The organism is Fulvivirga ulvae, from assembly GCF_021389975.1.
GTDB classification, from domain to species: Bacteria; Bacteroidota; Bacteroidia; order Cytophagales; family Cyclobacteriaceae; genus Fulvivirga; species Fulvivirga ulvae.
On sequence record NZ_CP089981.1, the window covers coordinates 3,507,949 to 3,532,248 of the forward strand.

Here is a 24,300-nt window from a genome sequence, read left to right on the forward strand (position 1 = left end):
ATTTTACGAGGGCCAATGAAATTAATCACTTTAATCCTTATAGGTTTTATTAATACTGCCGGACCGGCCGAGAAATGGTATGAAGGTTCTGTGGTAACCAGTGAAAATGAAGTTATAACAGGAGAATTCAGCATTAACCATGAATACCATTCGCTAATCCTCAAAAATGGTGAGGGGATCAGCGTACTGCCATCGCACAAAGTGAATTCCTTTAGGTTTTATGACAGAGATTTTAATATTAACCGAAAATACCTGGCACTGACTTCCGTAAACGGGAAGCTTCCTGTCAGAAGGTTTTATGAGATAGTGGAAGAAGGGGCGATCCATGTCCTTCGGCTAAAGAAAAGCACATCCAGTCCGTATTCATTTGAAAATGACAGCTACACCGGCAATAACAGAATAAGCCTGTCAGATGAAGCATATAACTACAGCTATTACCTGTTTTTTAAAATGGACCTAATACCATTGGAAAGGTTTGGTAAGCAAGTGAGACCGCTTATAGAGGCAGAAGCAGATCATATTTCTTTATACATTGACAAACATAAATTGAATGTAAACCAACCTTCGGCAGTAATACAACTTATATTGTATTATAACCAATTCATCAGGCAGCGGCAGGCTACCGATTTAGCAATTAGCAACTAGCAGATATTTCTTTCTTGTGAAGCGCATCAAGCACATTATAAGGAAAAGCTGCAGATACATTCAGCCATGTAGACTGGGGAATCTACATTACTTGACGGAAACCTCCTAAGATGCCATCTTTGTGTCTTTGTCTCCGATGTCTATTTTCAATCCTTTTTGATCAAACGGCACATTTTGCCATTTTCCCTGCCAGAGAATAGTCATTTTCTTATACCCAACGTCGTTCAGCATAGCCGCGCTTCTCTCGAAGGCCATGTTGATTTCTTCCGGATGATGCGCATCAGAGGTTAGAGTCACCGGTATTTTAAGTTCATAAGCCTTTTCGAGGATCCACCGGCTCGGGTAGGTCTGCCAGTTTTTCCGCGTATAGATGCCCCTCGTATTAACCTCAAGAATACAGCCCCTGTCCTTAATGGCTTTCAACGTGCTGATCACTTCGGTCTGATACCACTTGTCAAATTCAGAGAAGTAGATATTATCAGCATTGTGAATCTTGATCTTGTCCAGATGCCCTACAATATCAGGTGTTTGCAGATCTATCATATCCCGTATCAAACCATAATAGGTACTGATACACTTTCTGATATTATTGTTATAGATAGCTTTTAGGCCGGCCTGGAAACTTTTGGTGTCACCATCTATTTCCCAGAGTTTTCCGTCAGGGTACCTGCCCGCATAGTGGACTGATCCGATAACATAGTCAAGGTTATACCTGACTTTCAGTTCTTTAGGGGAGGATATCCCTTCGATATAGTCGGCTTCCAGCCCGGTGTAGATCTCCAGCTTAGAATAGTACCTCCCTTTAAGCAACTCAATATCCTGTAAGTATTTTTCAATGTCGGCCTCCTTCATGCTCCACCCGTTTTCAATAGGCAGAGGAGAGTGAGAAGAAAACCCATAGGCCAAAAAATCTTTGTCAATAGCCCGTTTTGCATATTCTTCCGGTGCGAAATTACCATCACAATATTTGCAGTGTCCGTGGTAGTTAGTCCAAATCATAAAAGCCAATATATCAAGTACCCGTTAACTAATTATTGCACAACGATCAACTTTATATTATTCAATGCAGACTTTTTTTAACATAAAAATAAACTGATGAACAGACTAATTTTATATGTTCTGTTGATAATCAACGACTTATCCTTCTTTCTTTTAGATGCGTTGTTACAATTCACCGGATTGGCGGCAGGTGAAGTGCTGATACTTAACTCTTCGGGTACATAAAATAAAATACCAGCATCAACGCATTTGTATTCAATAAGTTTTCAGGCCGATGTGGCTTGGAGGCATCAAAATATAAGGTGTCGCCTTCTTCCAGAATTATAGTTTTCTCTGCCAGCCTGTAGGCCACCCTGCCCTTCAGCAGATATTTAAGTTCAAAACCATCAGTAGAGGTAGCCTTGCCTTTGACACCGGGCTCCAGCTCCAGAAGTACAACTTCGATGTTTATATCATGAAGTTGCCGGCTCATGATATAGCGGTAATGGAAACCTGGCCGCTCCTCCTTTAACAGTGGTTCGTGGTTAGCCGGTTTTATCAGTATATGACCATCATCATCTGCACAATCGATACCTTCAAAAAATTTGACCGGAGCTATTGACATGGATTTGAGTATGGAGAAAAACACCGGCATGGAAGGTATGCTTCTTGAGTTTTCTATTTTGGATATCAGCCCCTTGCTCAATCCGGAGCGCTCACTGATATCTCTTATCGTTAAGTTGGCTTTTAATCGTTCCTCCTTAATCTTTCTACCTATTGATGATATGAATTCCTGCTTCATATGGCTTTTGCTTTAGTGACAAAGTAAGTTTCATATTTATAAACTTTTTTAGGCTAAAGCAATAAGGGTAAGAGTAGTGTAGATGGCTGAAATGGTGGGTGTTAACAGTTTGTTAAGCCTTTTTCTTATTTCAAAAAGCAGAATCGCCTTATTTACTAATAGTTAAAAGATCAAAATTAAAATACTATTAAAGACGCCACTGGAATTTTAAAGAATTGATAATCTGAGACCAAAACATCAGTCAACAATAAAAGCAAACTTGGTGGCAAAATTAAGCGCTGCCTCTTACAAGAGGAGGAGCCGTGAGATTGTTTTAAAGAGTTCTATTTCTAACCACAAATACCCAAAATGTATGAAAAACCTTTTACCTGCTAAAGCAAATGTATTGGCAAAACCCTCTCTTGGGGGGTTACTGGTATTTTGCTGTTTATGGTTTATGTGTGTAGCCGCCTATGCACAGAGCCGAACCGTTACCGGAAAGGTAACAGATCAAGCCGACGGAAACGGTATACCCGGAGTCAATGTAGTTGTTCAGGGCACTTCCAATGGTACCGTTACTGATTATCAGGGCGACTATACCATGCAAGTTGATGACAATAATGCAATCCTTATTTTTTCTTTTGTAGGATATGAAAACCAGGAAGTTAATGTTGGCACAAAATCAGTTGTAGATATTGCCATGAGCAGTGGTATCGTGCAGCTTTCCGAGGTGGTGGTTACTGCCCTTGGTGTAGAGCGGGAGACCAAAGCACTGGGCTATTCCACCCAGGAGATAGATGGGGATGAACTTACGGAAGCAAGAGAAACCAACCTCGTAAGTTCTCTTTCCGGTAAGATTGCCGGTGTACAGGTGGCTAACAGCGGTACCACCATAGGTGGGTCATCCAGGGTAACCATCAGGGGCGAATCGTCACTTGACATCAATGCCAACCAGCCGCTGTTTATTGTAGACGGAATACCCATTAGTAATGAAGTAGTAGGGGCATCGGGTACAGGTACCCTTGAGGTAGACTATGGCAATGCAGCAGGAGAAATCAATCCTGACGACATAGCTTCTATTAATATATTAAAAGGGCCTGCCGCCGCTGCTTTGTACGGATCAAGGGCTGCCAATGGGGCGATTATTATAACTACAAAATCAGGAAAGGCCAAAAAAGGATTGGGCATCACTGTAAACAGCAATGTCTCATTCGAAAGGCCATTGATACTTCCTGACTGGCAGGATGTGTACGGGCAGGGTAACAACGGTCAGTTCGAGTTCGTTGATGGTGCCGGTTCTGGTAATGCAGATGGTGTTGATGAAAGCTGGGGCCCAAGAATGGAAGGTCAGGCTATCCCTCAGTTTGATTCACCCCGCAACATACCCGGCTTCAGAGGGGGGGACCTCAATGCCCCGGCAGGTAGTACAATTACAGCTACACCATGGACAAAAAATGAAGATAATATCAGCGATTTCTTCGAAACAGGTGTAACTCTGACTAACAACGTGGCGATTACTGCTGCCAATGACAATGGGCATATGAGACTAAGCTGGACCAACCTTAACCAGGACGGTATGCTGCCCAACACTAACCTCGATAGAAATACACTTTCCCTGAGTGGAGGACTGAAACTAAGCGAGAAACTGAATGTACAAACTTCGATCAATTACATTAATACCCAAAGCGACAACAGACCGGCAATAAGCTATGGTACCGAAAGTATCATGTACTTGTGGATATGGTACGGCAGGCAGATCAACACGGGAAGTCTGAGAGACTACTGGATGCCCGGCCTGGAAGGAAGACAGCAGTTCAATTACAATTACAACTATCATGACAACCCGTACTTTACCATGTATGAGAACACCAATGGACAGGCTAAGGACAGGCTGTTTGGTAATGTATCGGTTACCTACAAGTTTACGGATGAGCTAAGCCTGATGCTGAGGACAGGGACAGATTTTTATAATGAGTTGAGGGATAAGAGGAGGGCATACAGCACACAAAGGTTCCCTTTAGGTATGTACCGGGAGGACGATATATTCTTTATGGAGCGAAACTCAGATTTCCTGCTGAGCTATCAGAAAAGCCTCTCCGAAAACTTTGCCCTCAACGTATCGGTAGGAGGAAACCAGATGAGACAGAAGCAGGAATACCAGCAAACTGTGGCACCGCAGCTCCTTATTCCTGAAATATATAACTTCTCCAACTCTGCCGTTCAGCTTCAGATAGATGAAAGCAACCAGGAAAAAAGAATCAATAGTTTGTATGGATATGCCCAGATCGGGTACAAGAATATGCTGTTTCTGGATATTACCGGAAGGAACGACTGGTCCAGTACACTGCCGGAGCAGAACAACTCCTATTTTTATCCGTCGGTGACTTTAAGTGCAGTGGTCAGCGATATGGTGCAGCTCCCGGAGCCGATAGCCTTTGTGAAGCTAAGGGCAGCCTATGCAGAGGTAGGAAATGATACCGATCCATACCAACTTCGAAATGTTTACATGTCAGGCACACCTTTCGGACCAAATCAGGCCAAAGGGGAATCATCGATACTTAAAAACCCTGACCTCAGGCCTGAAACTACCAGCTCCTACGAATTTGGGACTGACCTCAGGTTTTTTAACGGCAGGCTTGGCATTGACTTTACTTATTACCAGAACAGTACCAAAGATCAGATATTACCCATTACGCTGGACCAGTCTACAGGCTATACGGCCAAGATCATCAACGCCGGTGAAATTAAAAATCATGGCATAGAGCTGATGCTCAACGGGCGACCGTTGCAAAACAAAGACGGACTGAGTTGGGACATCAATGTAAACTGGACAAGGAACAGGAGTGAAGTGCTTGAGCTGGCGGATGGTATAGATGCATACACCCTTACAGAAAGAAACGGAGCCTACATACAAGCCAGGGTCGGAGAGCAGATGGGGGCTATCTATGGAGTTGGTTTTGCCCGTGTGGAAGATAAGAGCAGCCCTTATTATGGTCAGATCATACATTCGGAAGAAGGTACGCCACTTCGCGACCCTGACCTGGTATATCAGGGTAATTACAACCCTGACTGGATGCTGGGTGTGCAGAATATGCTTTCATACAAAGGGCTTTCCCTGAGCTTCCTTTTCGATGTCCGGGAAGGTGGTATCGTAGTGTCTCGCACCAAAACCATTGGAAGTACTTCAGGACAGCTTGAAGAAACCCTGTACGGCCGCCCTAATGGTTATGACCTTGCGCTTGCCGAAAACGGAATTATCAGCGAAGGTGTGATCGAAAACGGTGATGGTACCTTCAGGCCTAATGACGTGAAAATATCATCACGAAACTGGCACAACAGGTATTACGAGCGCAATAATGTTGAGGCTGCCAAATATGATGCTTCCTATGTGAAACTACGTGAAGTGAAGATTGGCTATACCTTCCCGGATAAATTCTTCGGAAATTTGCCATTCAGAAATGTCAACCTCTCTGTGGTAGGGCGTAACCTGCTTTTATGGACAGAAAACCCTCACTTCGACCCTGATGTGCTCTCTATGAGTGGCGGTACTTTGCAGCCGGGTATTGAAAATATGGCATATCCATCTGCCCGTAGCATAGGCTTCAATTTGAGTTTTAATCTTTAATAACTGAGGAAATGATCATGAAAAAAATAAACATCAAAATACTGGGAGCTTTTTTGCTAATGTTCCTTGTAGCGGCATGTGACGACGACTTTCAGGAAATCAACAAAAACCCGAACAGCCCTGAGGATGTACCGCCGTCGCTGTTGCTCCCTACCATCATCAATAACCCTGTGAACGAGTCGGCAAGCCTGGCCTGGGGCTATGGAAACGTTGTGATGCAGTATACCGGCAAAATCCAGTTTACCAATGAGGACAGATACAACTGGGGGCCGCAGGGCAACCCTTACAATACCTTCTTCACTGCCCTTAGAGATGTAAACAATATACTTCAGATCACTGAAGAGTCAGGAGAAAACAACTATAGAGGTGTCACATTGGTTATGAAAGCCTGGATGTATCATGTAATGACCGATGCTTATGGTGATGTGCCTTACACCGATGCTTTACAGGCCAAAGACGGGATTAATCTGCCTGCCTTTGACCCTCAGAGCGATGTGTATACCGGTATTTTGGCTGATCTGGAGGAGGCCAATACATTGCTTGGAAGTAGCGGGGAAACGTTGGCAGGTGATATTTTGTATGATGGTGATGTTGCCAAATGGAAGAAGTTTGCCAACTCTCTGCGTTTGAGAATATTAATGAGATTGTCAGACAGGCTTGATCCTTCAGGTGCCATGCAGGCCATCCTCAATGATCCTGCAACTCCGGTTTTTGAAAGCAATGATGATCAGGCTGCGCTTACGTACCTGCCAGATGCACCGAATCAGCAGCCGTTGTATACCACCCGGTCAGGCTCTTTTGATGAATACAGACTGAGCGAAAATATGGAAGACAGGCTAAAGGCGCTAAATGACCCGAGGCTATATGTATACGCCCAGCCTACCACGGATTCGGATGCCGGCCTGGCAGGTGCCCCGGAAGATTATGAAGGAGTGCCCAACGGTTTGCCCGATGAGGAAGCGCTGCAGTACTCTCCAAGTGGCGACCCGGCCAAAGGCGGTTCAAACTTTATCTCGCGGGTAGGGCTGATGTTCTCCTGCCGGGCATGTGATGAACTGGCCTCCCCAATCGCTGCCGAAACAGTGATCATGAGCTATGCAGAGCTGCAATTCATACTTGCGGAAGCCAGCGAGAGAGGGTTTATTTCTGCCGGTACTGCAGAGGATTATTATATGGAAGGTATTTCTTCTACTTTTGATTACTACGAATCCAGATTGCAGGCAGGAGGTTTTACAGAACTTGCCGCGGTAGTTCAGCCGGAGGCCGGCTACTATGCCCAGGCTGATGTGGCTTACACCGGTACGCAACAGGAGAAGTTGCGGAAAATCGGTGTACAAAAGTGGATTGCGCTGTTCTTTAACGGCATGGAAGCATGGTTTGACTGGAGAAGGACAGGATACCCTGAAATTACCCCGGGTCCCGGAGCAGTGATCAATACGGTTCCGGTAAGGTTTCAGTACCCATCGGATGCCCAGGCACTGAATGCTGAAGCCTATGAGGCAGCAATTAAAAGACAAGGTGCTGATCTCATCACCACAAGAGTGTGGTGGGATGTAGACTAAAAAAACGCCTGACAGGCTGAAAAAGCCTGTCAGGCTATAATACCTTTACCCCTAAGTAGGGTACTCAATACTCATAACTCAAGACTAAACTCTAAAAAACTGTATGAAAAGATTCACTATTACACTCTGTTTGTTGATGGTTATAGGGATGGTGTTTGGCCAGCGCAAAACTGAGAACTTAATCATTATTACATTAGATGGATTACGTTGGCAGGAGCTTTACACCGGAGCGGATTCAAGCCTTATCGGTGACAAAGAATATGTAGATAATCCTGAAGAGTTGAAGAAGCTGTTTTGGAAAAATACAGCTACAGAAAGAAGACAGGCACTCATGCCATTTTTCTGGAGCACTCTGGCCAGTGAAGGCCAGCTTTACGGCGACCGTAACCTGGGGAGTAAAGTGAATTGCTCCAACGGCATGTGGTTTTCATATCCGGGATACAATGAGATACTTTGTGGCTTTGCTGATGATAAAAACATCAACAGCAACAAAAAAATACCTAACCCAAACAAAACCGTGCTGGAATTCTTTAACGGACAAAAGGGACTGAAAGGAAAAGTTGCAGCCTTTGGCTCATGGGATGTTTTCCCTTATATCATCAATGAGGAAAGGAGCGGTGTACCGGTAAATGCAGGCTTTGAGTCTGCCACCGGTAAGGATTTAACAGAACGGGAGAAATTTTTGAACCAGCTTCAGAAGGAAATTCCCAGCCCATGGGGCGGTGTACGGCTTGATGCCTTTACACATCATTTTGCCAAGGAGTACATTCAGAAAAATCAACCCAGGGTAGTTTATATCGCCTACGGGGAAACGGATGATTTTGCCCATAATGGTAACTATCAGGCGTACTTAAAGTCAGCACACCAAACAGATCAGTTTATTAAAGAGCTTTGGGATTATGTGCAGCATCACCCGCAGTACAAGAACAAAACCACCTTTCTGATCACCACTGACCATGGCCGGGGCACAGTACCCAAAGAAACCTGGAAGTCGCACGGTACTGATATAGAAGGTGCTGACCAGATATGGTTTGCGATCATTGGCCCGGACACCCCTGCCTTGGGAGTAGTGAAATCAGGGCAATACTATCAAAACCAATTTGCCAAAACAGCAGCAGCCTTGTTGGGATATGATTACAAAAATGAACGGCAGGTAGGGGATGCTGTATATAGTATGATAGAGTAGTGGTAATTATTTGTTAGTGGTTTGAATATCGGCTTTACTAAGTTTCCGGAGCCTCCCTATCTGAAGGGTTGCATTACTGCAATGGAAGGTCGGTCCGCTACAACTTCAAATACCAGCTTGCGAAGTCTTTTGCGAGCTGGTATACTTTACTTAATAAAAAATAGATGGTCTAAGAAACGAATCAAATAATCTTGCAGGCAAGAGATTTTCACCCTCTAAATAATTTGGTATCTTCGATGTCTGTACAGGCACACTTTATATGTATGAATCATTCCGGTACCAGGCAAATTTGTGAGCCTAACTGCTGAATTGTACACTTAATGGTGCAGCAAGAGAAGGCAGTAGATATCTGGTTACCAAAATGTATAATCAACTAGTTTCATATATTAACAACTACTCAACAACTCCACTCAATGACAGCGAAATTGAGCGGATAAAGAGCATTTTTTTACCTAAGAAATTGAGAAAGCGACAATATTTTTTGCAGCAGGGTGAAGTATGTAAATACCTTGGGTTTGTTGTAAAAGGAGCTTTGAGGCAGTATAGTGTGGATGACAGAGGGAACGAACATATTATTCGTCTGTCAATAGAAAATTGGTGGGCCGGTGATAGAGAAAGCTTTACCATGCTTACACCGTCATTATATTACATAGATGCCTGGGAAGAAACTGATTTGCTGATTGCCACACAGGCAGACTTGTCAACCCTGAATGAGCTCCCAGCCTTTATTGAGACAAAAAACCGCCTTGACGACAACCATGCTTTTGCTCTGCAAAAACGCGTAAATGCAACAATCAGCCTTTCTGTTGAGGAACGGTATGATGAGCTATCCAAAACATATCCGGAATTTATACAGCGATTTCCACAACATATCATCGCCTCCTATTTGGGCATTACAAAAGAAACACTAAGCCGTGTTCGTAGTAAAGCAGTAAAGAAGTAATACCCTGCCAGATCCTTTTTCATTGACATTTGTCAACAGTTTTTTTTAGCATTTGTCATCGCTTTGAATGCTGATGTCACCCCAACTTTGTGTTGTTATTTTCAATCGTTTCACTTTTAAAAACACAAAGACATGAAAAACAAAATCATTTTAGTATTAAGCATCCTGTTTGGGCTGATGATGGTCAATTCCGGATTAAACAAATTCTTTAACTACATGCCTATGCCGGAAATGCCTGAGCAAATGATGGCCATATTTGGTGCGCTACTGACTGTTAAATGGCTGATGCCCCTGGTTGCGCTTGTAGAAATTGTAGGAGGTGTCCTGATTGCAATCCCCAAAACAAGAGCCTTAGGTGCCATTGTACTGCTGCCTGTAATGGCAGGCATTGTGATCCATCACCTGACCCATGACGTAGCAGGAGTTGGTATGGGACTAGTATTGTTCTTTATTAATGCTTGGGTAATCATCGAAAACCGAGAGAAGTATTTACCCATGGTTAAATAAAATAATGATCAATTAAATAACAAAGTTTATGTTAAAAGTAATCATACATGGCCTCTTCCTTTTATCTGTTTTTCAATTAACAGCACAAAGTATCAATACAGATAATTCCATAGTCAATTTTGAAATCAGTAATATGAAAATCAATGCAGTGGAGGGCACATTTAAAGGAATGAGCGGCACGATAAAATTTGACCCCGATAATCTTAAACTTTCAGATTTTGATGTGTGTATCGATGCATCCACAGTAAATACAGGCAATAAAAAAAGGGACGCACATTTGCTGACAGCAGATTTTTTTAATGCAGAGAAGTATCCCAAAATATGCTTTCAGTCGACACTGATCACGAGGTCAGGTCATGGCTATGAGGTTAAAGGTAAGTTAACAATGCACGGCGTTGTAAAGGATGTTACAATACCATTTGCTGTATCAGGAAGTCAGTTAACGGGAACCTTGAAAGTGAAAAGACTGGATTACAAAATTGGTGAGGAAACGGGAACATTCATGGTGGGGGACGAAGTGGATATTACTATTACATGTGTATTAGATTAAATGACTAACTGACATGAAAAAGAAAATTAGTTTTTCAGGAAAAGGAAATCGGGCAGATATTGGTGATATTGCCATTCATCGTATTCTGCCTAATCGTTATGCTAACGCAGTAGGCCCCTTTGTTTTTCTTGATCACATGGGGCCTCAAATGCTAACCAAAAAAATGAAAGCAGGAACTGGTGCACACCCTCACAGAGGAATTGCAACCCTTACTTATATTCTCAGCGGAGAAGGTGAGCATTATGATAGTGCAGGGAATCATGCTAAGGTGCGTTCTGGAGGAATACAATGGATGAAAGCAGGAAGCGGGATTATTCATGATGAAACGGCTAATCCGGATTCTCAAACAGCTAACCCTTACCTGCACGGATTTCAGTTTTGGATAAACCTGCCTTCAAAAATTAAAACAGAAAAACCTGAATATATGGATATTCAGGCTGCTAAAGTTCCACTGAAACAACTGCCTGATGATAGCGGTTGGCTTAAGGTAATTGTTGGGAGCTATGAGGATCTGAAATCCGGGATTCCGAACTATTCAGAGCAGTTCCTTTATCACATTCATCTTGAACCCGATAAGCGGGTTTCCGTTTCTTTTACTGAAAAAACCGAGGTGGCGGCTTTTCTTCCTGCTCAGAATGCGAAAATTAATGATGCGGAGTATCTTGCAGGTGAATTTGTAGAGTTTGACAGGAATGAAGGAGAAATAGAAATCAAAAATACATCAAAAGATGTATTAGACATTCTACTCTTTGGCGGGGAACACTATGATGAACCCATTGTTGCTATGGGGCCCTTTGTAATGAATACGGAGCATGAAATTTCTCAAGCTTATAACGACTTCTATAAAGGGAAGTATGGCACGATCAACTATAAAAATAAATCTTAGAATGCAATGACCGAAAATTTGAAATGGCGTTAGGCCACCATAAATTGACTCAAGAAAGATGCTTATAGAATTGAACAGGTGTAAGAAACTATAAAGCTAAGATTGGCATCATTAACTTAAATCACATTTATTTTGCCCGGGAAAATTTGGTTAGTCCATGGTAGTTTTCTTAAGATCTGAAGCAGCTAAGTAGTTGTGGGAAAACCTTGAAACATCCGAAAGTCAGGTTTGATATAGTTACAGAGTATCGGTTGGTCCTAACAGTGGTTTTGAAAAGTAAAAAAATAGATTACGGAAGATTGTAAAAAAAGAGGTTACTTTAAAACCTCTTTTTTATTTCTGGTAAAGAGATACTATTCTATTACCAATCTTTTACGTAAAGTGTTCTGTTCCGATTCCAGCACATAGATATAAATTCCTGATTCAAGTGCGTCTCTTTTAAAGGCCACCTCATGCTCCCCTGCCTCAAAAGTGGCATTGACTACTTCTGCTATATGGGTGCCGGTAGCGCTGTAGATATCGAGAGAAACCGATCCCTTTTGCGCCAGTCTGAATTTAAAGGTGGTAATCTGCTCAAATGGGTTAGGGTATACTTCCAAAACCTGATTATTCAGGCTGTTATCTGTGTCGTCTTTCATACTTGATTCGCCTGCTAACCTTGCTGCGGAAGTTGTATTTACCGCAAACGTCCCACCTTTGGAGGCATTAGGAGAGCCACCCACTGTTGTGATGGTATAGTTGAACGTACCCGTCTGGGTAGGTGCTCCGCTAAAAGAAACTGTCCGGGCTGAGTTATCAATAGCAACCTGAATACCCTGAGGAACACCGCTGACGTTGACAGAAGTGGCATTGAACCAGTCATAGTAAAAACTAACAATATTTTGCCTTAAGCTAACTGTTTGTGATGATGAACCGGATCCATGTTTTTCCAAAACGGCGGGATCAGAAGCATTGACCGTTACGGTAAAGGTTTGATAGCTTTTACAACCGCTACTATTGTTAAAGGTAGCAACATAGTTTCCGGCAGCGCTGGTTTGCACATTACTAAGAGTTATCTCACGAGTGGACGCCGAGAAACCATTCGGACCACTCCAACTCCAGCCACTGCTTATAGGCTGGGGACCGAACTTGACGCTGCCACCAACATTTACAGTTGCCGAGGAGGTCACATTCCAGCTTCCCCCATTGATCTGTGCATATGGTGTGATGGAGGTTGGTGTACAGTTAAGGGTAATTTTGAATGTCTGCGTGCTTTTGCATCCTTCACTATTGGTATAGGTAGCTACGTAGTTTCCTGCGCTACCCGACTGGATGCTACTGATCGTTACTTCTCTGCTGGTGGCAGAAAAACCATTAGGGCCGCTCCATTTCCACGATCCGCCAATAGGCTGAGGACCGAATTTTACAGTGTTACCGGCATCAACTGTCGCAGTTGCTGTTACATTCCAGCTCCCGCCATTGATCTGAGTGTATGGAGTGATGGCTGTAGGTGTACAGCCTGCTCCGCCACCACAGGAAGAGCACTCTCCCGGACCAGGAAGAGTTGCTCCTGCACATGATGTGATCGGACCCACAATAGTATTTGGGTTGGCTACATCTAACTGGTATGGAGGTGTAAATGCAACACCACTCCCTGATCTACTTCCTGATGTGCTTCCGGTAAAAAGGTTATTCCTCTCCGTCACGGCAGTGAAGGTATTATTCATCAGATCTATTGGGTTTTTTACATTTTCAAAAACATTGCCCTCGATCAGAATATTAGACTCAAACCCGGCCTGTATGCAGTAGGTTGAAGCGGTGCTGTTGAAGTAGTTGTTTACGATATGTACTTTGCCAAACCGGATTCTTGGCATACGTGCCTTACAACCTTCAGCCCACCAGCAATTCTTAAAAGTTACCCGGAGTTTGCTTCTGTCGTTAGTGGCACCATCACCGGAGCCAATCAGATTTGTAAACCTGTGGTCGTCAGACCCTCCTGAACCTCCACTTTGGGGCGCTTTCTTATAACCAAATTTACACCAGGTGACAGATACCAGGTCTGCCTGGTCATTAATGTCAAAATTACCATCCAGCCCGTCATAAAATTCACAGTGGTCAACCCAGACTTTGGTGCTGTTGGTAACCAGTAAATTATCATAGCCATCCACATCATAAGCTCCAGGGCCTTCAAAGGTCATGTTTCTGATGATCACATTGGTGCATCTTTTCACGATCAGGATTCCTGAGCCACTTGAGGTTTTATCTGCTGAAACCAACCTGGACCCCGGTAAACCGAAGATCGTTTTGTCTGATTGATCCTGAAAGTAGACCCGGCCTCCTGATGGAATATTGATGGTGCCTGATACATGGATCACTTTTACAGATGATGACTTAAGCGCATCTCTTAATTCGTCGTAACTGTCCACAACTACCGGAGTGGCATTTCCGCCACCTGTTATGGAGCCACTCTGAGTGGCCCATCCCACAGGAGAACAAAGATCCTGGCTAAATACTGTGCTGGTTGTAATAATAACGACCAGAAAAATTAGATAATAGATTTTCTTCATCATTGGATTAGGTTAAAATTTAAAAATGGATTTAGGTTAAGGGTAATGAAATAGGTTTCTGTTACATAAGTAGATTAGTTTGCGACACTGCATGGCAGCCTCATTGTTAAGAATTTATTTTTATTGCCGGTCTGAAATTCAATTATGGAAAAATTAGGGTTTCTCAATTTGCTTTTTCCTGAAAAAGCTTTGCAAAAAGTATTAACCGTCTAATTGTCAGGTAATTTGTATGTGAGCTGCATTAGGAAGTACTGGCCGCAAGAGTCTCAGCTTGATGGTAAATAGTGAATTACTTGGGATATGAAAGGACGATTTATATAAAACAAAACAACCCCCGCCTGCGCGAAGGTTGTTTTCAATTCAAAGATCAGATGCCGGATCAGTTATTCTTTATTATTCTGATCATATTCTCTTCCACTTTCAGGATATATATACCCTGCTTCATTCCTTCCAATTGTACGGTAGATTGGCTTCCTTCTATCACCTTCCTGTTTTGCATGTCAAATAAGATCCAGTTCCCTTCAAATTTACCTTCGATAGTCAGTGTGTTTTCCACTGGGTTAGGGTAAACCTTCAGGGACAGGTTTTCTAATTCGGGCATATTAGCCTCATTCGCACTGGTAGAGCTTCCACCAAGTCGTGATTGCATACTGTTGGCATTTACCGTAAAAGTCCCGTTTTTAACAGCCTCAGTGTTTCCGCCTACAGTGGCAACTGTGTAAGCAAAGACACCTGATTTAGTAGGTGTACCGCTAAATACAACCTGCCGGGCATTGTTGTCAATATCAACCTGAATACCCGCCGGCATGCCTGTTACAGATACAGTGCTGGCATCGGACCAGTCATAGTAAAAGCTTACGATGCTCTCTCCTAAATTGATGGTTTGAGAAGATGAACCGCTTCCATGTTTTACCAATGAAGAGACTAACCCTGTACTTGCGTTGCTATCACCCTGGGAGGTACTACAAGAAGAGCACTCCCCGGGACCAGGTAATGTAGCTCCCGCGCATGAGGTAATAGGGGCGACTATGGTACCTGGTTCAGCCACTTCCAGAGCATACGGAGGAGTAAATGCCGTGCCGCTGCCTGTGTTGGAGCCTGATGTAGAGCCGGTAAATTGGTTGTTTCTAACCGTAACTGCGGTAAAACGGTTGTCCATGAGGTCAACAGGGTTCTTTACATTTTCGAAGACATTACCTTCAATTAACAGGTTAGCTTCACTACCTGCCTGTATGCAGCTGGCTGATGCGGTGCTGTTAAAGTAATTGTTTACAATGTGTACCTGTCCAAATCGTACTCTGGGCATACGTGCCTTGCAACCTGGTGCCCACCAGCAGTTTTGAAAGGTGATGCGGAGCTTACCTCTGTCTCCTGTAGCAGCATCGCTTGACCCTATCAGGTTAGTGAACCTGTGGTCATTGGATCCTCCGGAACCACCAGCTAGCGGATCTTTATTGTATCCAAATTTACACCATGTTACAGATATCAGATCTGATCCGTTGTTAATGTCAAAGTTCCCATCTACACCATCATAGAAAGAGCAATGATCTACCCACACATTGGTACACTTGCTAATTAGCAGATTGTCATAACCATCCACATCATAAGCTCCCGGGCCTTCAAAAGTTAGATTTCGGATGATCACATTATTGCACCTTTTTACAATAAGTATTCCCGAACCGGCGGATGTTCTGTCAGTAGAGACCAGCTTAGAGCCAGGTAGTCCAAAAATTGTTTTGTCAGCCTGGTCCTGGAAATAGATCAGCCCTGCCGGTGGAATGGTTATCGTACCTGAAATATGTACAACTTTTACAGAAGAAGATTTAAGTGCATTTTTGAGCTCATTGTAATTTTCAACAACTACAGGGATTGCATCCCCACCTCCTGTTACATTCATACTTTGCGTTGCCCAGCCTACAGGAGCGCAAACATCCTGACTATAGATATTTCCAACGGTTAAAAAGAGTATTGGAAGTATTAAGTATAGTATTCGTTTCATCAAATTTGTTTTGGTTGATTTTATTAAAAATATTACTGAGCGGTAGCCGAAAATACTGTCCGCCCTTGCCACCAAGACAGTTAAAAAAAGGTCATTAATTTTTATTGTCCATATGTTCATAGTTAGTGGTGCTGCCTTCTTTTGAGAAAAAACGAGCACCTTGTTTTGCATTAAAATGTTGAGAGAGTAGCAAGCACCTTACTTATGGGGTAGTGAAGTGAAAGGCAAACTTTCAGAGAAATTACTCGTACCGGCTACATCTTTAAGTGTTGCAAGAATGAATAAAACGGGCGATTAAGGGTTTTCTTTTTTCTGAAAAAGCTTTGCAAAAGGAAAATAACTATCTAAATATCTGAGAGTTCAATAAAAATGACAACCTCAGCCTAAGCATGGGGGCTTTATCCCGGGTTGCCGATGGAAACAGGAGGAAAAAAACTTATTTTATTTGGGGTGTTGCACCAGCCTGCTTTATTTTCTCTACAAAATCATTCATTACTTCGCATTTATTTAGTAACATCCACATATCATCCTTGCTTTGTGGTCTAATTAAACTAAAGTGAAGAACAGTCTTTTAACCATAAAAATACACATTATCGGTTGGTGCCTGCTTTTGTTGGTTCCGTATCTTTTGACCCGCCAGGTATACCAGTCAATTGCCCCTGTTCCGGCTGAGATTTCCCGAATTCCGTTGTTGGTGCTTAGTGCCGTTTTGATTACTATATTTTATTTCAATTATTTCTTACTTATTCCCAGGTATCTTTTTAAAAAGAAATACTGGCAATATTTCTCACTTCTTTTACTGGCCATTCTTGCGACATTTTTGTTTTCAGGGGTAGTTAATTCGCTTTCTGGTTTTAACCCGCATAAATTAGCCGATATCAGTCCTTTGATTGAAAAAATTCAACCTGTAATTAAGATCAATGCCTTGTTAATGTTGGTCATTTCAATTGTAACATCAACTTTACTGGCAGTCAACAATCGCCTTAAAGAAACAGAGGGAGAAAAATTTACAGCACAGATAGCATCTCTCAAATCTCAGATAAATCCTCATTTTTTATTTAATACGTTAAATAATATTTACGCAACCGCCATTGACACTTCACCAAAGGCAGCGGATATGGTGGATAAGCTTTCTGAGATGATGAGGTATACCATGAGGGAAACACAAAAGGATTTTGTATTGCTGGAAGAAGAAGTGTGTTATATCAGTAATTATATTGAACTACAGAAAATCAGACTGGACAGAAGGGTGAAATTGGATTATACATTCAATGGAAACTTCTCAACTTACCAGCTTGCTCCCATGCTGCTAATACCATTTATAGAAAACGCTTTTAAGCATGGAGTAAATGCGGAGCAGCGCAGTCATATAAAAATTGAAATTGCACTGAAAGAAAGCGAATTGCATTTGTCGGTGAGCAACCGTAAGGTAGAAATACAAAAAGAAACTACAGAGCAAAGTGGGTTAGGGATCGAAAACACGAAGCGTCGTTTGCAATTGATCTATCCTTTAAAATATTTATTGTCAATAACAGAAACCGAAAAGGATTTTTCGGTTTCACTACGTATTAATCTTGCATGATAAAAGCTATTGCCATAGATGATGAACCTCTTGCTTTGAAAGTGATCGAAACCCTCTGCAGGCAGATTGATTTCATCGAGTTGCAAAAGACATTTACACAGCCTAACAAAGCGCTGAAACACCTGCGAAAATTTCCTGCAGACTTATTATTTGTAGATATCCATATGCCGGGCATCAGCGGAATTAACCTGGTAAAGGCATTGCAACAGAATACTATGGTTATCTTTACCACCGCCTTTAGCGAATATGCCGCCGTGAGCTACGAATTGAATGCTATTGAATACCTTCTGAAGCCTATTAACAAGAAGCGTTTCGAACAAGCAGTAAACAAGGCAAAAGATTACTTCAATTTTATCCATAACACGGGCCTTAGCGAAGATAAGCACCTTTTTGTGCGCGCTGATTTCAGTCTCGTGCGAATCCCGTTGTCAGACATTCTTTTTATTGAAGGAATGGCTGACTACCTCAAAATATTTATCAAAGACCAGAAAACAGTAATGACCCGAATGACTATGAAGGGCATTGCCGAAAAGCTCCCCGAACAGGATTTTGTGCGAGTTAACCGGTCGGCGATCGTTCCGGTAAATGAAATTCAATCAATCCGAAATAAAACAGTGCATCTTGCTGATAGGGAAGTGCCTATCGGAAATACTTATCTCGAAGAGTTTTTCAAAAGATTCCCCAAGAGTTAGTTACACCTGGCTGCCGGCTGTTTTCATCTTTAGGTCATTATCACCCCATTCCCTAATAGTTTGAATAACCGGAATCATCGATTTCCCATAGGGGGTGAGCTTATACTCTACTCTTGGTGGAATTTCGGCATAAACAATGCGTTCAATGATTTTATCCTCTTCTAATTCCCTTAACTGATTTACCAGCATTTGTTTGCTAATAGCAGGTATCATTCGCTGTAACGAACTATAGCGATTACAATCTTTGCTAACAGCATAAAGAATGATGATTTTCCATTTTCCACCAATTAGGTTTAAAAAATGAGTTACCCCACAGTTATAGGGGTTAAAATCTTTGTTTTTTCTGCCTTTTCCCATTGGTCTAATATTTTGTTCTATGACCATTAAATATGACTACTTTTAAAAATAAGACGATCTGGCTAATTTTAGTAAAAAAAAACATCTATTGGTGATATCAGAAGAAGAATTTGAGGTGGTGTGCAGTGATTCCGTAAAATTAAGAGGAGTTTTGCTTATTCCGGAGTTTCCCAAAGCCGTTGTACAATTCAATTGTGGCACCGGAACCAAAAAAGAGGTATATCTTTCATTTCTAAATTACTTAGCAGCAAATGGTTATGTGTGTTGTCTTTGGGACTATCGGGGTAGTGGAAATTCTTCAGCGGAAAATTTGGGAAAATGTGATTTTACTTTTTCTGACTACGGGACGAAAGATATGCCCGCTATCAAAACTTTCTTAAGCCGGAGGTTTTCCGGTTTGCCACTTTTTATTGTTGCGCATAGTGCAGGAGGACAACAGATCGGATTTATGGAAGACCTGGACCATGTAAAAGGTATAGTCAATTTTGCAGTTTCCTCAGGCTACTATCCCAATATGCCGTTGGCGTACCGGATGAAAGCTTATTTATACTTTTATGTTTTTGCTCCTGTAAGTGTTTTGTTTACAGGATACGTAAAGGCAAAGCCATTTGGGCTGATGGAAAATCTGCCAAAAAATGTGGTTTACGAGTGGAGAGACTGGCTGGAAAAGGAAGATTATTTTTTTGATAAAAAATTCTTCGGAAAAACCGTGCCCGGCGGACATTTCAAAAATTATAACCTACCCATCCATACTTATTGGACAACAGACGATACGATTTCTAACGAAAAAAACATCAACGCTTTTTGGAAACACGTTGAAAGCGATCAGGAAATTGGCTTTACGAAGTTAGAGCCGTCCGATTTCGGGCTGAAAAATATAGGCCATTTCGGGTTCTTTAGAAGAAATATGAAAGATGCCCTCTGGAGGAACGTTGTGAATAAGTTAGATAATTTGCTTCTGTCTCAACAGGAACTATAAGCAGGAATTTTAAGGAGCCTTACAGAGCCTTGGTGCTTTTAAATATTTCAGGGGCCGAAGGAAATATGCATCTGTTCTTAGAGCTGTTTTGGTCGTTATACGGCTTTTGGATTTTTTAGTGACCATGCAGAACTGAAATTTTGAGAGCTAACCTTTCTTATGTTCCCTACTCATTTGAACCCTGAAACCTGATTTCTTCGCTAATATCCCTGACTTTATCGCTTTAATTTATTTTATGTCTCTCTTAGGTCCGAAATTGTATTAATTAATAATACTCAGGGTTTGATACGGTTACTATGCGAGTAGCCGAACACCGTTGAGAGCATATATATCTTATGAAAATAGCAATTATTGGAGCTACTCGCGGCATTGGTTTGGAGCTGGTAAAAGCTGCTCTGGCTGATGGTCATGAGGTCATAGTGCTGGTTCGAGACCCAAGGCGTATGCCTGCTAGTGACAGGCACTTGTGAAGGGTATCCACCGAGGCAGAATTTCACATGCGGATGTAGTCGATTTCATACAGGCACAGGCAAAATCTTCTCAGTTTATTGGTCAGACGCCTCTGTTGATTTACTGACGCCTCCATAAACTGCGAAGAGTTTAAATGAATATGGAAAACGGAAATAATATATTAAACCAACCACCAGGAATGGGCAATACTAAACCACAGCGTGTCGTAATCATGACCGGAGCTACATCAGGACTTGGTGTACATGCATTGGAGCACATAGCTGTTCAGCCCGATACCCGGATCATAATCGGAGCCCGGGAAAGCGGACAAGCAAAACCTCAATATGTCGAGGTCGTACCGCTGGATCTGGCATCTCTGGACAGTGTTCGGAAATTTGCCGGGGAGGTAATACAGAAGATTGGTGATTCCCAAATTAATATCCTTGTACTCAATGCCGGCATGCAAACTTCTACTAATGACAAAAAGAGTGTCGATGGCTATGAGTTGACCTTTGCGGTCAACCATCTGGCTCATTATCTGCTGGCACGCTTGCTGGCCCCTTACATGGCGGTTCACAGGCGGCTCGTAATCACAACCAGTGAAACCCATGACCCTAAGGTATTCAGGTTTGCACCTAAAACACTCGAACCGGATAGACTGGCCCATCCTGACAAGAATGGTTTTGGTTCCGGTATACGGGCTTATTCTGCTTCAAAGCTCTGCAACCTGCTAACGGCATTGTCTTTCACCAGGTAGGATGAGGTGAAAAAGCGTCAAATTGAAGTAATTGCCTATAGCCCCGGACTTACCCCGGGTACAAGACTTGGGCGTGACAGTTCTCTGATAATGCGTGTAATGGTTACATTCCTAATGCATACTGTTTTTCGCATTGTAGGGCTGTTCCGTCCCGAATACATTATGGGTACGCCCGAGCGATCCGGGGAAGCACTGGCAGAAGTAGCGCTGGGAGCAATCACCCCTCCTGAAGGGCGTATATATGTGATCCTGGTTAAGGGCGAACCTATTTTCCCCGACCCCTCAGAGCTGGCGCAAAACCATAATGCCCAGGATATGCTGTGGCAAAAAAGTGCATTTATGGCAGACATTAACTAAAAAACATAATACTATGGATCAAATGCACGGAAAGGTATGTGTGATCACCGGAGGGAGTAGCGGCATTGGTCGTGCTACCTCTCTGGCGCTGGCCAAAAAGGGTGCCACCGTGGTTATTCTCACCCGTTCGCGGGAACGCGGGGAACAGGCCCAGGTCGAAATAACCAGAGAGAGCGGCAACGATAAGGTGGAGATTGTAATTGCTGACCTTGCCGTGCAGGCCGATGTACGCCGGGCCGCTGCTGAGCTCTTGCAAAATTATCCGGAGATCCATGTGCTTATCAATAATGCTGCAGTTATGCTTGCCACGCGTGAACTGACTGTCGATGGCATAGAGAAGATGTTTGCTACCAATTACCTTTCGCACTTCCTCCTGACTAACCTCCTGCTCGGTCGGCTCAGGGCATCTGCGCCCGCGAGGATTGTAACCGTGGCAAATCTCATCCCCGGTGCGAAAATAGACCTTAACGATCTGAACATGGAAAAGGGCAAGTACTCTGCCTTCGGCGCGCTGGGTCCGGCAAAACTTGCTCTCATCCTCTTTTCCCGGGAGCTCGCAAAAAGACTGTCAGGCACAGGAGTAACCGCCAACATACTGGAACCCGGTCTGGCTAAAACCACTATAATGAATGAACAGCCCTGGTGGATGCGTACACTCGTACATCTGATTTCGGGTACGCCGGAAAAGGCTGCCCGTACGCCGGTATTTCTGGCGACCGACCCGGAAATAACCGGAGTTACCGGTAAGTATTTTTCCAAATGCAAAGAAGTACCGATAAGTGGAGCGCAGGTTGATAATGAAGTGCTGTGGAGGCAATTGTGGGAAAAAAGTGAGCAGCTAACCAACCTTGGCTGACATGCAAAACCTGTTGTGATGTGCATATGGTTTGCGCCAATCAAGCGGCTTCTTCGCTGACTTTTCTTACTTCATCGCTTTAATTGGTTCATGCTCTCATCCTTTTTCATCTTTATATCGGTTAAGAACAAGACATGAAAAAGTTTATGACAATAGGTATAGGATTGTTTCTCGCGCTAGGATTGCTGTTTGGCTTTGGAGCGCTTCAGCTCAGTGGTTCGGATTCAGGTATGGAGAGAAAAGTTTCGGATCACTATAATGGGAAAAAGTATTTTAACCCTACTCTTGACAAGCAGTTTTCTCCGGGCATATCAGATATATTTCAGATGATGAAAGAAGGCAGAGAAGAGTGGCCGGAAAATTTAGAGAATAAAGGAGTTCCTTCACTCAATGAAGACCTGAAGCCTGATGATATTGCACTGACCTTTGTGAACCATGCCTCTTTTTTGATCCAAACGGCTGATTTGAATATACTCACCGATCCGGTATGGTCAAAAAGAGCAAGCCCAGTCAGTTGGTTTGGTCCTAAAAGAGTCAGGAAGCCGGGTGTTGAAATAGATAGCCTTCCCCATATTGATATAGTATTGATAAGTCACAATCACTATGATCACCTGGATACGGAAACATTAAAGCAGCTTGACGAACGGTTCTCTCCAAAGGTAATTGTTCCGGTTGGTGATAAAGACCTGATTAAGTCCATAGGGATTAAAAATGTTAAGGAACTTGACTGGTGGGAGAGCGTACAGGTCAATTCCGAAACATGCATTACATTTACCCCGAGCCAGCATTCTTCTGCGCGAGGGCTTTTTGATAAGGACGAAAGCCTTTGGGGGAGCTTTTTTATACTCCACCGAGAGCGCAGTATCTATTTTGGAGGTGACGGTGGCTATTCCACACACTTTGCAGACATAAAGGAACGCCTGGGGGCACCCGAGTTTGCCATTCTTGGGATTGGAGCCTATGCTCCGCGTTCATTTATGAAGGCCATACATATGGATCCGGCTGAGGCTGTAATAGCCCACAAAGATTTAGGGGCTAAACAAGGTATAGGTATGCATTTTGGCACCTTTCAACTTTCCTCGGAAGCTATTGATCAGCCTCAGCGAGATCTTGCAGAAGCTTTGGAGAAAGAGATGCTTTCCCAAGACAGTTTTATTACTCTTCAGGAAGGCGAAACCAGGGTATACCAAGTGGCCCCGGAAATAAAATAAATTTCCTCACTAATTCCTTCATTTAAGGACACCACATTAACACAATGGGATTAATAAAAACTATTCTGAAACAAATCCTGAAGGAAGGCAGGGTTTCAGGCAATGAGAAAATATCAGATTCGGTCTATAAGATTAGCATACAAAGTGAAGCTGTAAAAAGCATAAATTTTGTTCCGGGGTACTTTTTAAGGATTGTAATAGGTATTACTGAGGACAGTCTTCAGCGAGAAGACGCTGTAAGAAGCTACTCAGTGTGGAATATAGACCAAACCAGCGGGACAATGGATATCGCCATAGCCACTCACAGCCAGGGCGCAGGTGCCGGCTGGGCCGCCCGGCAACGGGAAGGGGACAGCGTTCATTTCGCATGGAAAAAAGGAAAGTTCCTTGTCGACAGCAGCGCTGATAGTTATTTAATGATCGGAGACCTGTCAGCATTATCACACCTGTATATGATCAGGCGAAATTTGCCAGAGAATAAGCAAGTCGAAAGCATAGTCTATAGTCAGCAATTAAGTGAACTGTTTGCTGATATTGACGGGAGGCAGCCTTTGGACTTTTATCAAATGCCCCAGAATCCTATTATCAAAATCATCACTCAAGTCAATGAGCTCATACCTAAAATGAAGGGCAAAAAGATGGTCTATATAGCCGGGGATAGCAGAGTGTGTACAGCGCTAAACAGATATTTCTTAAAGGAGTTAAACTGGGGTACAAAGCAAATCAAAGTCAAACCATTTTGGAACCCTGACAAGAAAGGCCTTGAGTAAAATGACCGGCTTTGAAAAACTATAACAATCATTAAGCATAACCACTATACATGGTATCTATGGAGTCTGAGGTGTGACCTC

22 protein-coding genes are annotated in these 24,300 nt (G+C 42.9%); 17 read left to right on the top strand and 5 right to left on the bottom strand.

The window, feature by feature from the left end; translation table 11 throughout:
• Positions 1 to 15: 15 nt before the first annotated feature.
• Entirely contained in the window at positions 16 to 645 is a 630-nt protein-coding gene (locus LVD17_RS14850) for a hypothetical protein (protein ID WP_233759792.1), read from the top strand.
• Between the two features lie 105 nt (positions 646 to 750).
• Here the strand turns inward: LVD17_RS14850 and LVD17_RS14855 are convergent, their stop codons facing one another.
• Positions 751 to 1,644, bottom strand: a complete 894-nt coding sequence (locus tag LVD17_RS14855; protein ID WP_233759793.1) for a histidinol-phosphatase — start codon at positions 1,642 to 1,644, stop codon at positions 751 to 753.
• Positions 1,645 to 1,849: 205 nt separating this feature from the next.
• Positions 1,850 to 2,425: a helix-turn-helix domain-containing protein gene (locus tag LVD17_RS14860; protein WP_233759794.1), complete on the bottom strand. Its 576-nt coding sequence runs from the start codon at positions 2,423 to 2,425 to the stop codon at positions 1,850 to 1,852.
• Between the two features lie 352 nt (positions 2,426 to 2,777).
• On the opposite strand from LVD17_RS14860, the gene LVD17_RS14865 reads away from it, so the two are divergent.
• The 7 genes from LVD17_RS14865 to LVD17_RS14895 all read left to right on the top strand — a co-directional run bounded on the left by LVD17_RS14865 (position 2,778) and on the right by LVD17_RS14895 (position 11,663).
• Positions 2,778 to 6,029 carry a SusC/RagA family TonB-linked outer membrane protein gene (locus tag LVD17_RS14865; RefSeq protein WP_233759795.1) on the top strand — a complete coding sequence of 1,084 codons (3,252 nt, stop codon included), beginning with the start codon at positions 2,778 to 2,780 and terminating at the stop codon, positions 6,027 to 6,029.
• A 17-nt stretch (positions 6,030 to 6,046) separates the two neighbouring features.
• Positions 6,047 to 7,591 (top strand): SusD/RagB family nutrient-binding outer membrane lipoprotein, encoded by a 1,545-nt coding sequence (locus LVD17_RS14870; RefSeq protein WP_233759796.1) that lies wholly within the window; start codon positions 6,047 to 6,049, stop codon positions 7,589 to 7,591.
• A gap of 103 nt (positions 7,592 to 7,694) precedes the next feature.
• Positions 7,695 to 8,777 carry a sulfatase-like hydrolase/transferase gene (locus LVD17_RS14875; RefSeq protein ID WP_233759797.1) on the top strand — a complete coding sequence of 361 codons (1,083 nt, stop codon included), beginning with the start codon at positions 7,695 to 7,697 and terminating at the stop codon, positions 8,775 to 8,777.
• A gap of 361 nt (positions 8,778 to 9,138) precedes the next feature.
• Positions 9,139 to 9,720, top strand: a complete 582-nt coding sequence (locus tag LVD17_RS14880) for a Crp/Fnr family transcriptional regulator (protein WP_233759798.1) — start codon at positions 9,139 to 9,141, stop codon at positions 9,718 to 9,720.
• Positions 9,721 to 9,852: 132 nt separating this feature from the next.
• On the top strand, positions 9,853 to 10,227 hold the full coding sequence (locus LVD17_RS14885; protein ID WP_233759799.1) for a DoxX family protein: 375 nt from the start codon (positions 9,853 to 9,855) through the stop codon (positions 10,225 to 10,227).
• 28 nt (positions 10,228 to 10,255) lie between these two features.
• Positions 10,256 to 10,777 carry a YceI family protein gene (locus LVD17_RS14890; protein ID WP_233759800.1) on the top strand — a complete coding sequence of 174 codons (522 nt, stop codon included), beginning with the start codon at positions 10,256 to 10,258 and terminating at the stop codon, positions 10,775 to 10,777.
• Positions 10,778 to 10,790: 13 nt separating this feature from the next.
• A complete protein-coding gene (locus LVD17_RS14895; RefSeq protein WP_233759801.1) occupies positions 10,791 to 11,663 on the top strand; it encodes a pirin family protein in 873 nt (290 codons plus the stop codon).
• A 353-nt stretch (positions 11,664 to 12,016) separates the two neighbouring features.
• Here the strand turns inward: LVD17_RS14895 and LVD17_RS14900 are convergent, their stop codons facing one another.
• Together LVD17_RS14900 and LVD17_RS14905 are read right to left on the bottom strand one after the other, a co-directional pair.
• Positions 12,017 to 14,212, bottom strand: coding sequence for a pectate lyase family protein (locus tag LVD17_RS14900; RefSeq protein WP_233759802.1), 2,196 nt, complete (start codon positions 14,210 to 14,212; stop codon positions 12,017 to 12,019).
• A 376-nt stretch (positions 14,213 to 14,588) separates the two neighbouring features.
• Entirely contained in the window at positions 14,589 to 16,208 is a 1,620-nt protein-coding gene (locus LVD17_RS14905) for a pectate lyase family protein (RefSeq protein WP_233759803.1), read from the bottom strand.
• A gap of 556 nt (positions 16,209 to 16,764) precedes the next feature.
• On the opposite strand from LVD17_RS14905, the gene LVD17_RS14910 reads away from it, so the two are divergent.
• Positions 16,765 to 17,790, top strand: a complete 1,026-nt coding sequence (locus tag LVD17_RS14910) for a sensor histidine kinase (protein WP_233759804.1) — start codon at positions 16,765 to 16,767, stop codon at positions 17,788 to 17,790.
• A complete protein-coding gene (locus LVD17_RS14915; protein WP_233759805.1) occupies positions 17,787 to 18,482 on the top strand; it encodes a LytR/AlgR family response regulator transcription factor in 696 nt (231 codons plus the stop codon). The genes LVD17_RS14910 and LVD17_RS14915 overlap by 4 nt, the downstream gene beginning before the upstream one ends.
• On the opposite strand, the gene LVD17_RS14920 is transcribed toward LVD17_RS14915, so the two are convergent.
• A complete protein-coding gene (locus LVD17_RS14920) occupies positions 18,483 to 18,839 on the bottom strand; it encodes a winged helix-turn-helix transcriptional regulator (protein ID WP_233759806.1) in 357 nt (118 codons plus the stop codon).
• Between the two features lie 91 nt (positions 18,840 to 18,930).
• Between LVD17_RS14920 and LVD17_RS14925 the strand changes: the two genes are divergently transcribed.
• The 7 genes from LVD17_RS14925 (at position 18,931) to LVD17_RS14955 (ending at position 24,219) form a co-directional block, all read left to right on the top strand.
• A complete protein-coding gene (locus tag LVD17_RS14925) occupies positions 18,931 to 19,818 on the top strand; it encodes an alpha/beta hydrolase family protein (protein WP_233767966.1) in 888 nt (295 codons plus the stop codon).
• A 335-nt stretch (positions 19,819 to 20,153) separates the two neighbouring features.
• Entirely contained in the window at positions 20,154 to 20,288 is a 135-nt protein-coding gene (locus LVD17_RS14930; protein WP_233759807.1) for an NAD(P)H-binding protein, read from the top strand.
• A gap of 179 nt (positions 20,289 to 20,467) precedes the next feature.
• Positions 20,468 to 21,025 (top strand): SDR family NAD(P)-dependent oxidoreductase, encoded by a 558-nt coding sequence (locus LVD17_RS14935; protein WP_233759808.1) that lies wholly within the window; start codon positions 20,468 to 20,470, stop codon positions 21,023 to 21,025.
• A 6-nt stretch (positions 21,026 to 21,031) separates the two neighbouring features.
• A complete protein-coding gene (locus tag LVD17_RS14940; protein WP_233759809.1) occupies positions 21,032 to 21,382 on the top strand; it encodes a hypothetical protein in 351 nt (116 codons plus the stop codon).
• 13 nt (positions 21,383 to 21,395) lie between these two features.
• Complete coding sequence (locus LVD17_RS14945) at positions 21,396 to 22,238, top strand: SDR family oxidoreductase (RefSeq protein WP_233759810.1); 843 nt, start codon at positions 21,396 to 21,398, stop codon at positions 22,236 to 22,238.
• A 134-nt stretch (positions 22,239 to 22,372) separates the two neighbouring features.
• Positions 22,373 to 23,449 (top strand): MBL fold metallo-hydrolase, encoded by a 1,077-nt coding sequence (locus LVD17_RS14950; protein WP_233759811.1) that lies wholly within the window; start codon positions 22,373 to 22,375, stop codon positions 23,447 to 23,449.
• Between the two features lie 44 nt (positions 23,450 to 23,493).
• The gene (locus tag LVD17_RS14955) at positions 23,494 to 24,219 is read left to right on the top strand and encodes a siderophore-interacting protein (protein ID WP_233759812.1); all 726 of its coding nucleotides are present in this window, start codon (positions 23,494 to 23,496) and stop codon (positions 24,217 to 24,219) included.
• Positions 24,220 to 24,300: the final 81 nt, after the last annotated feature.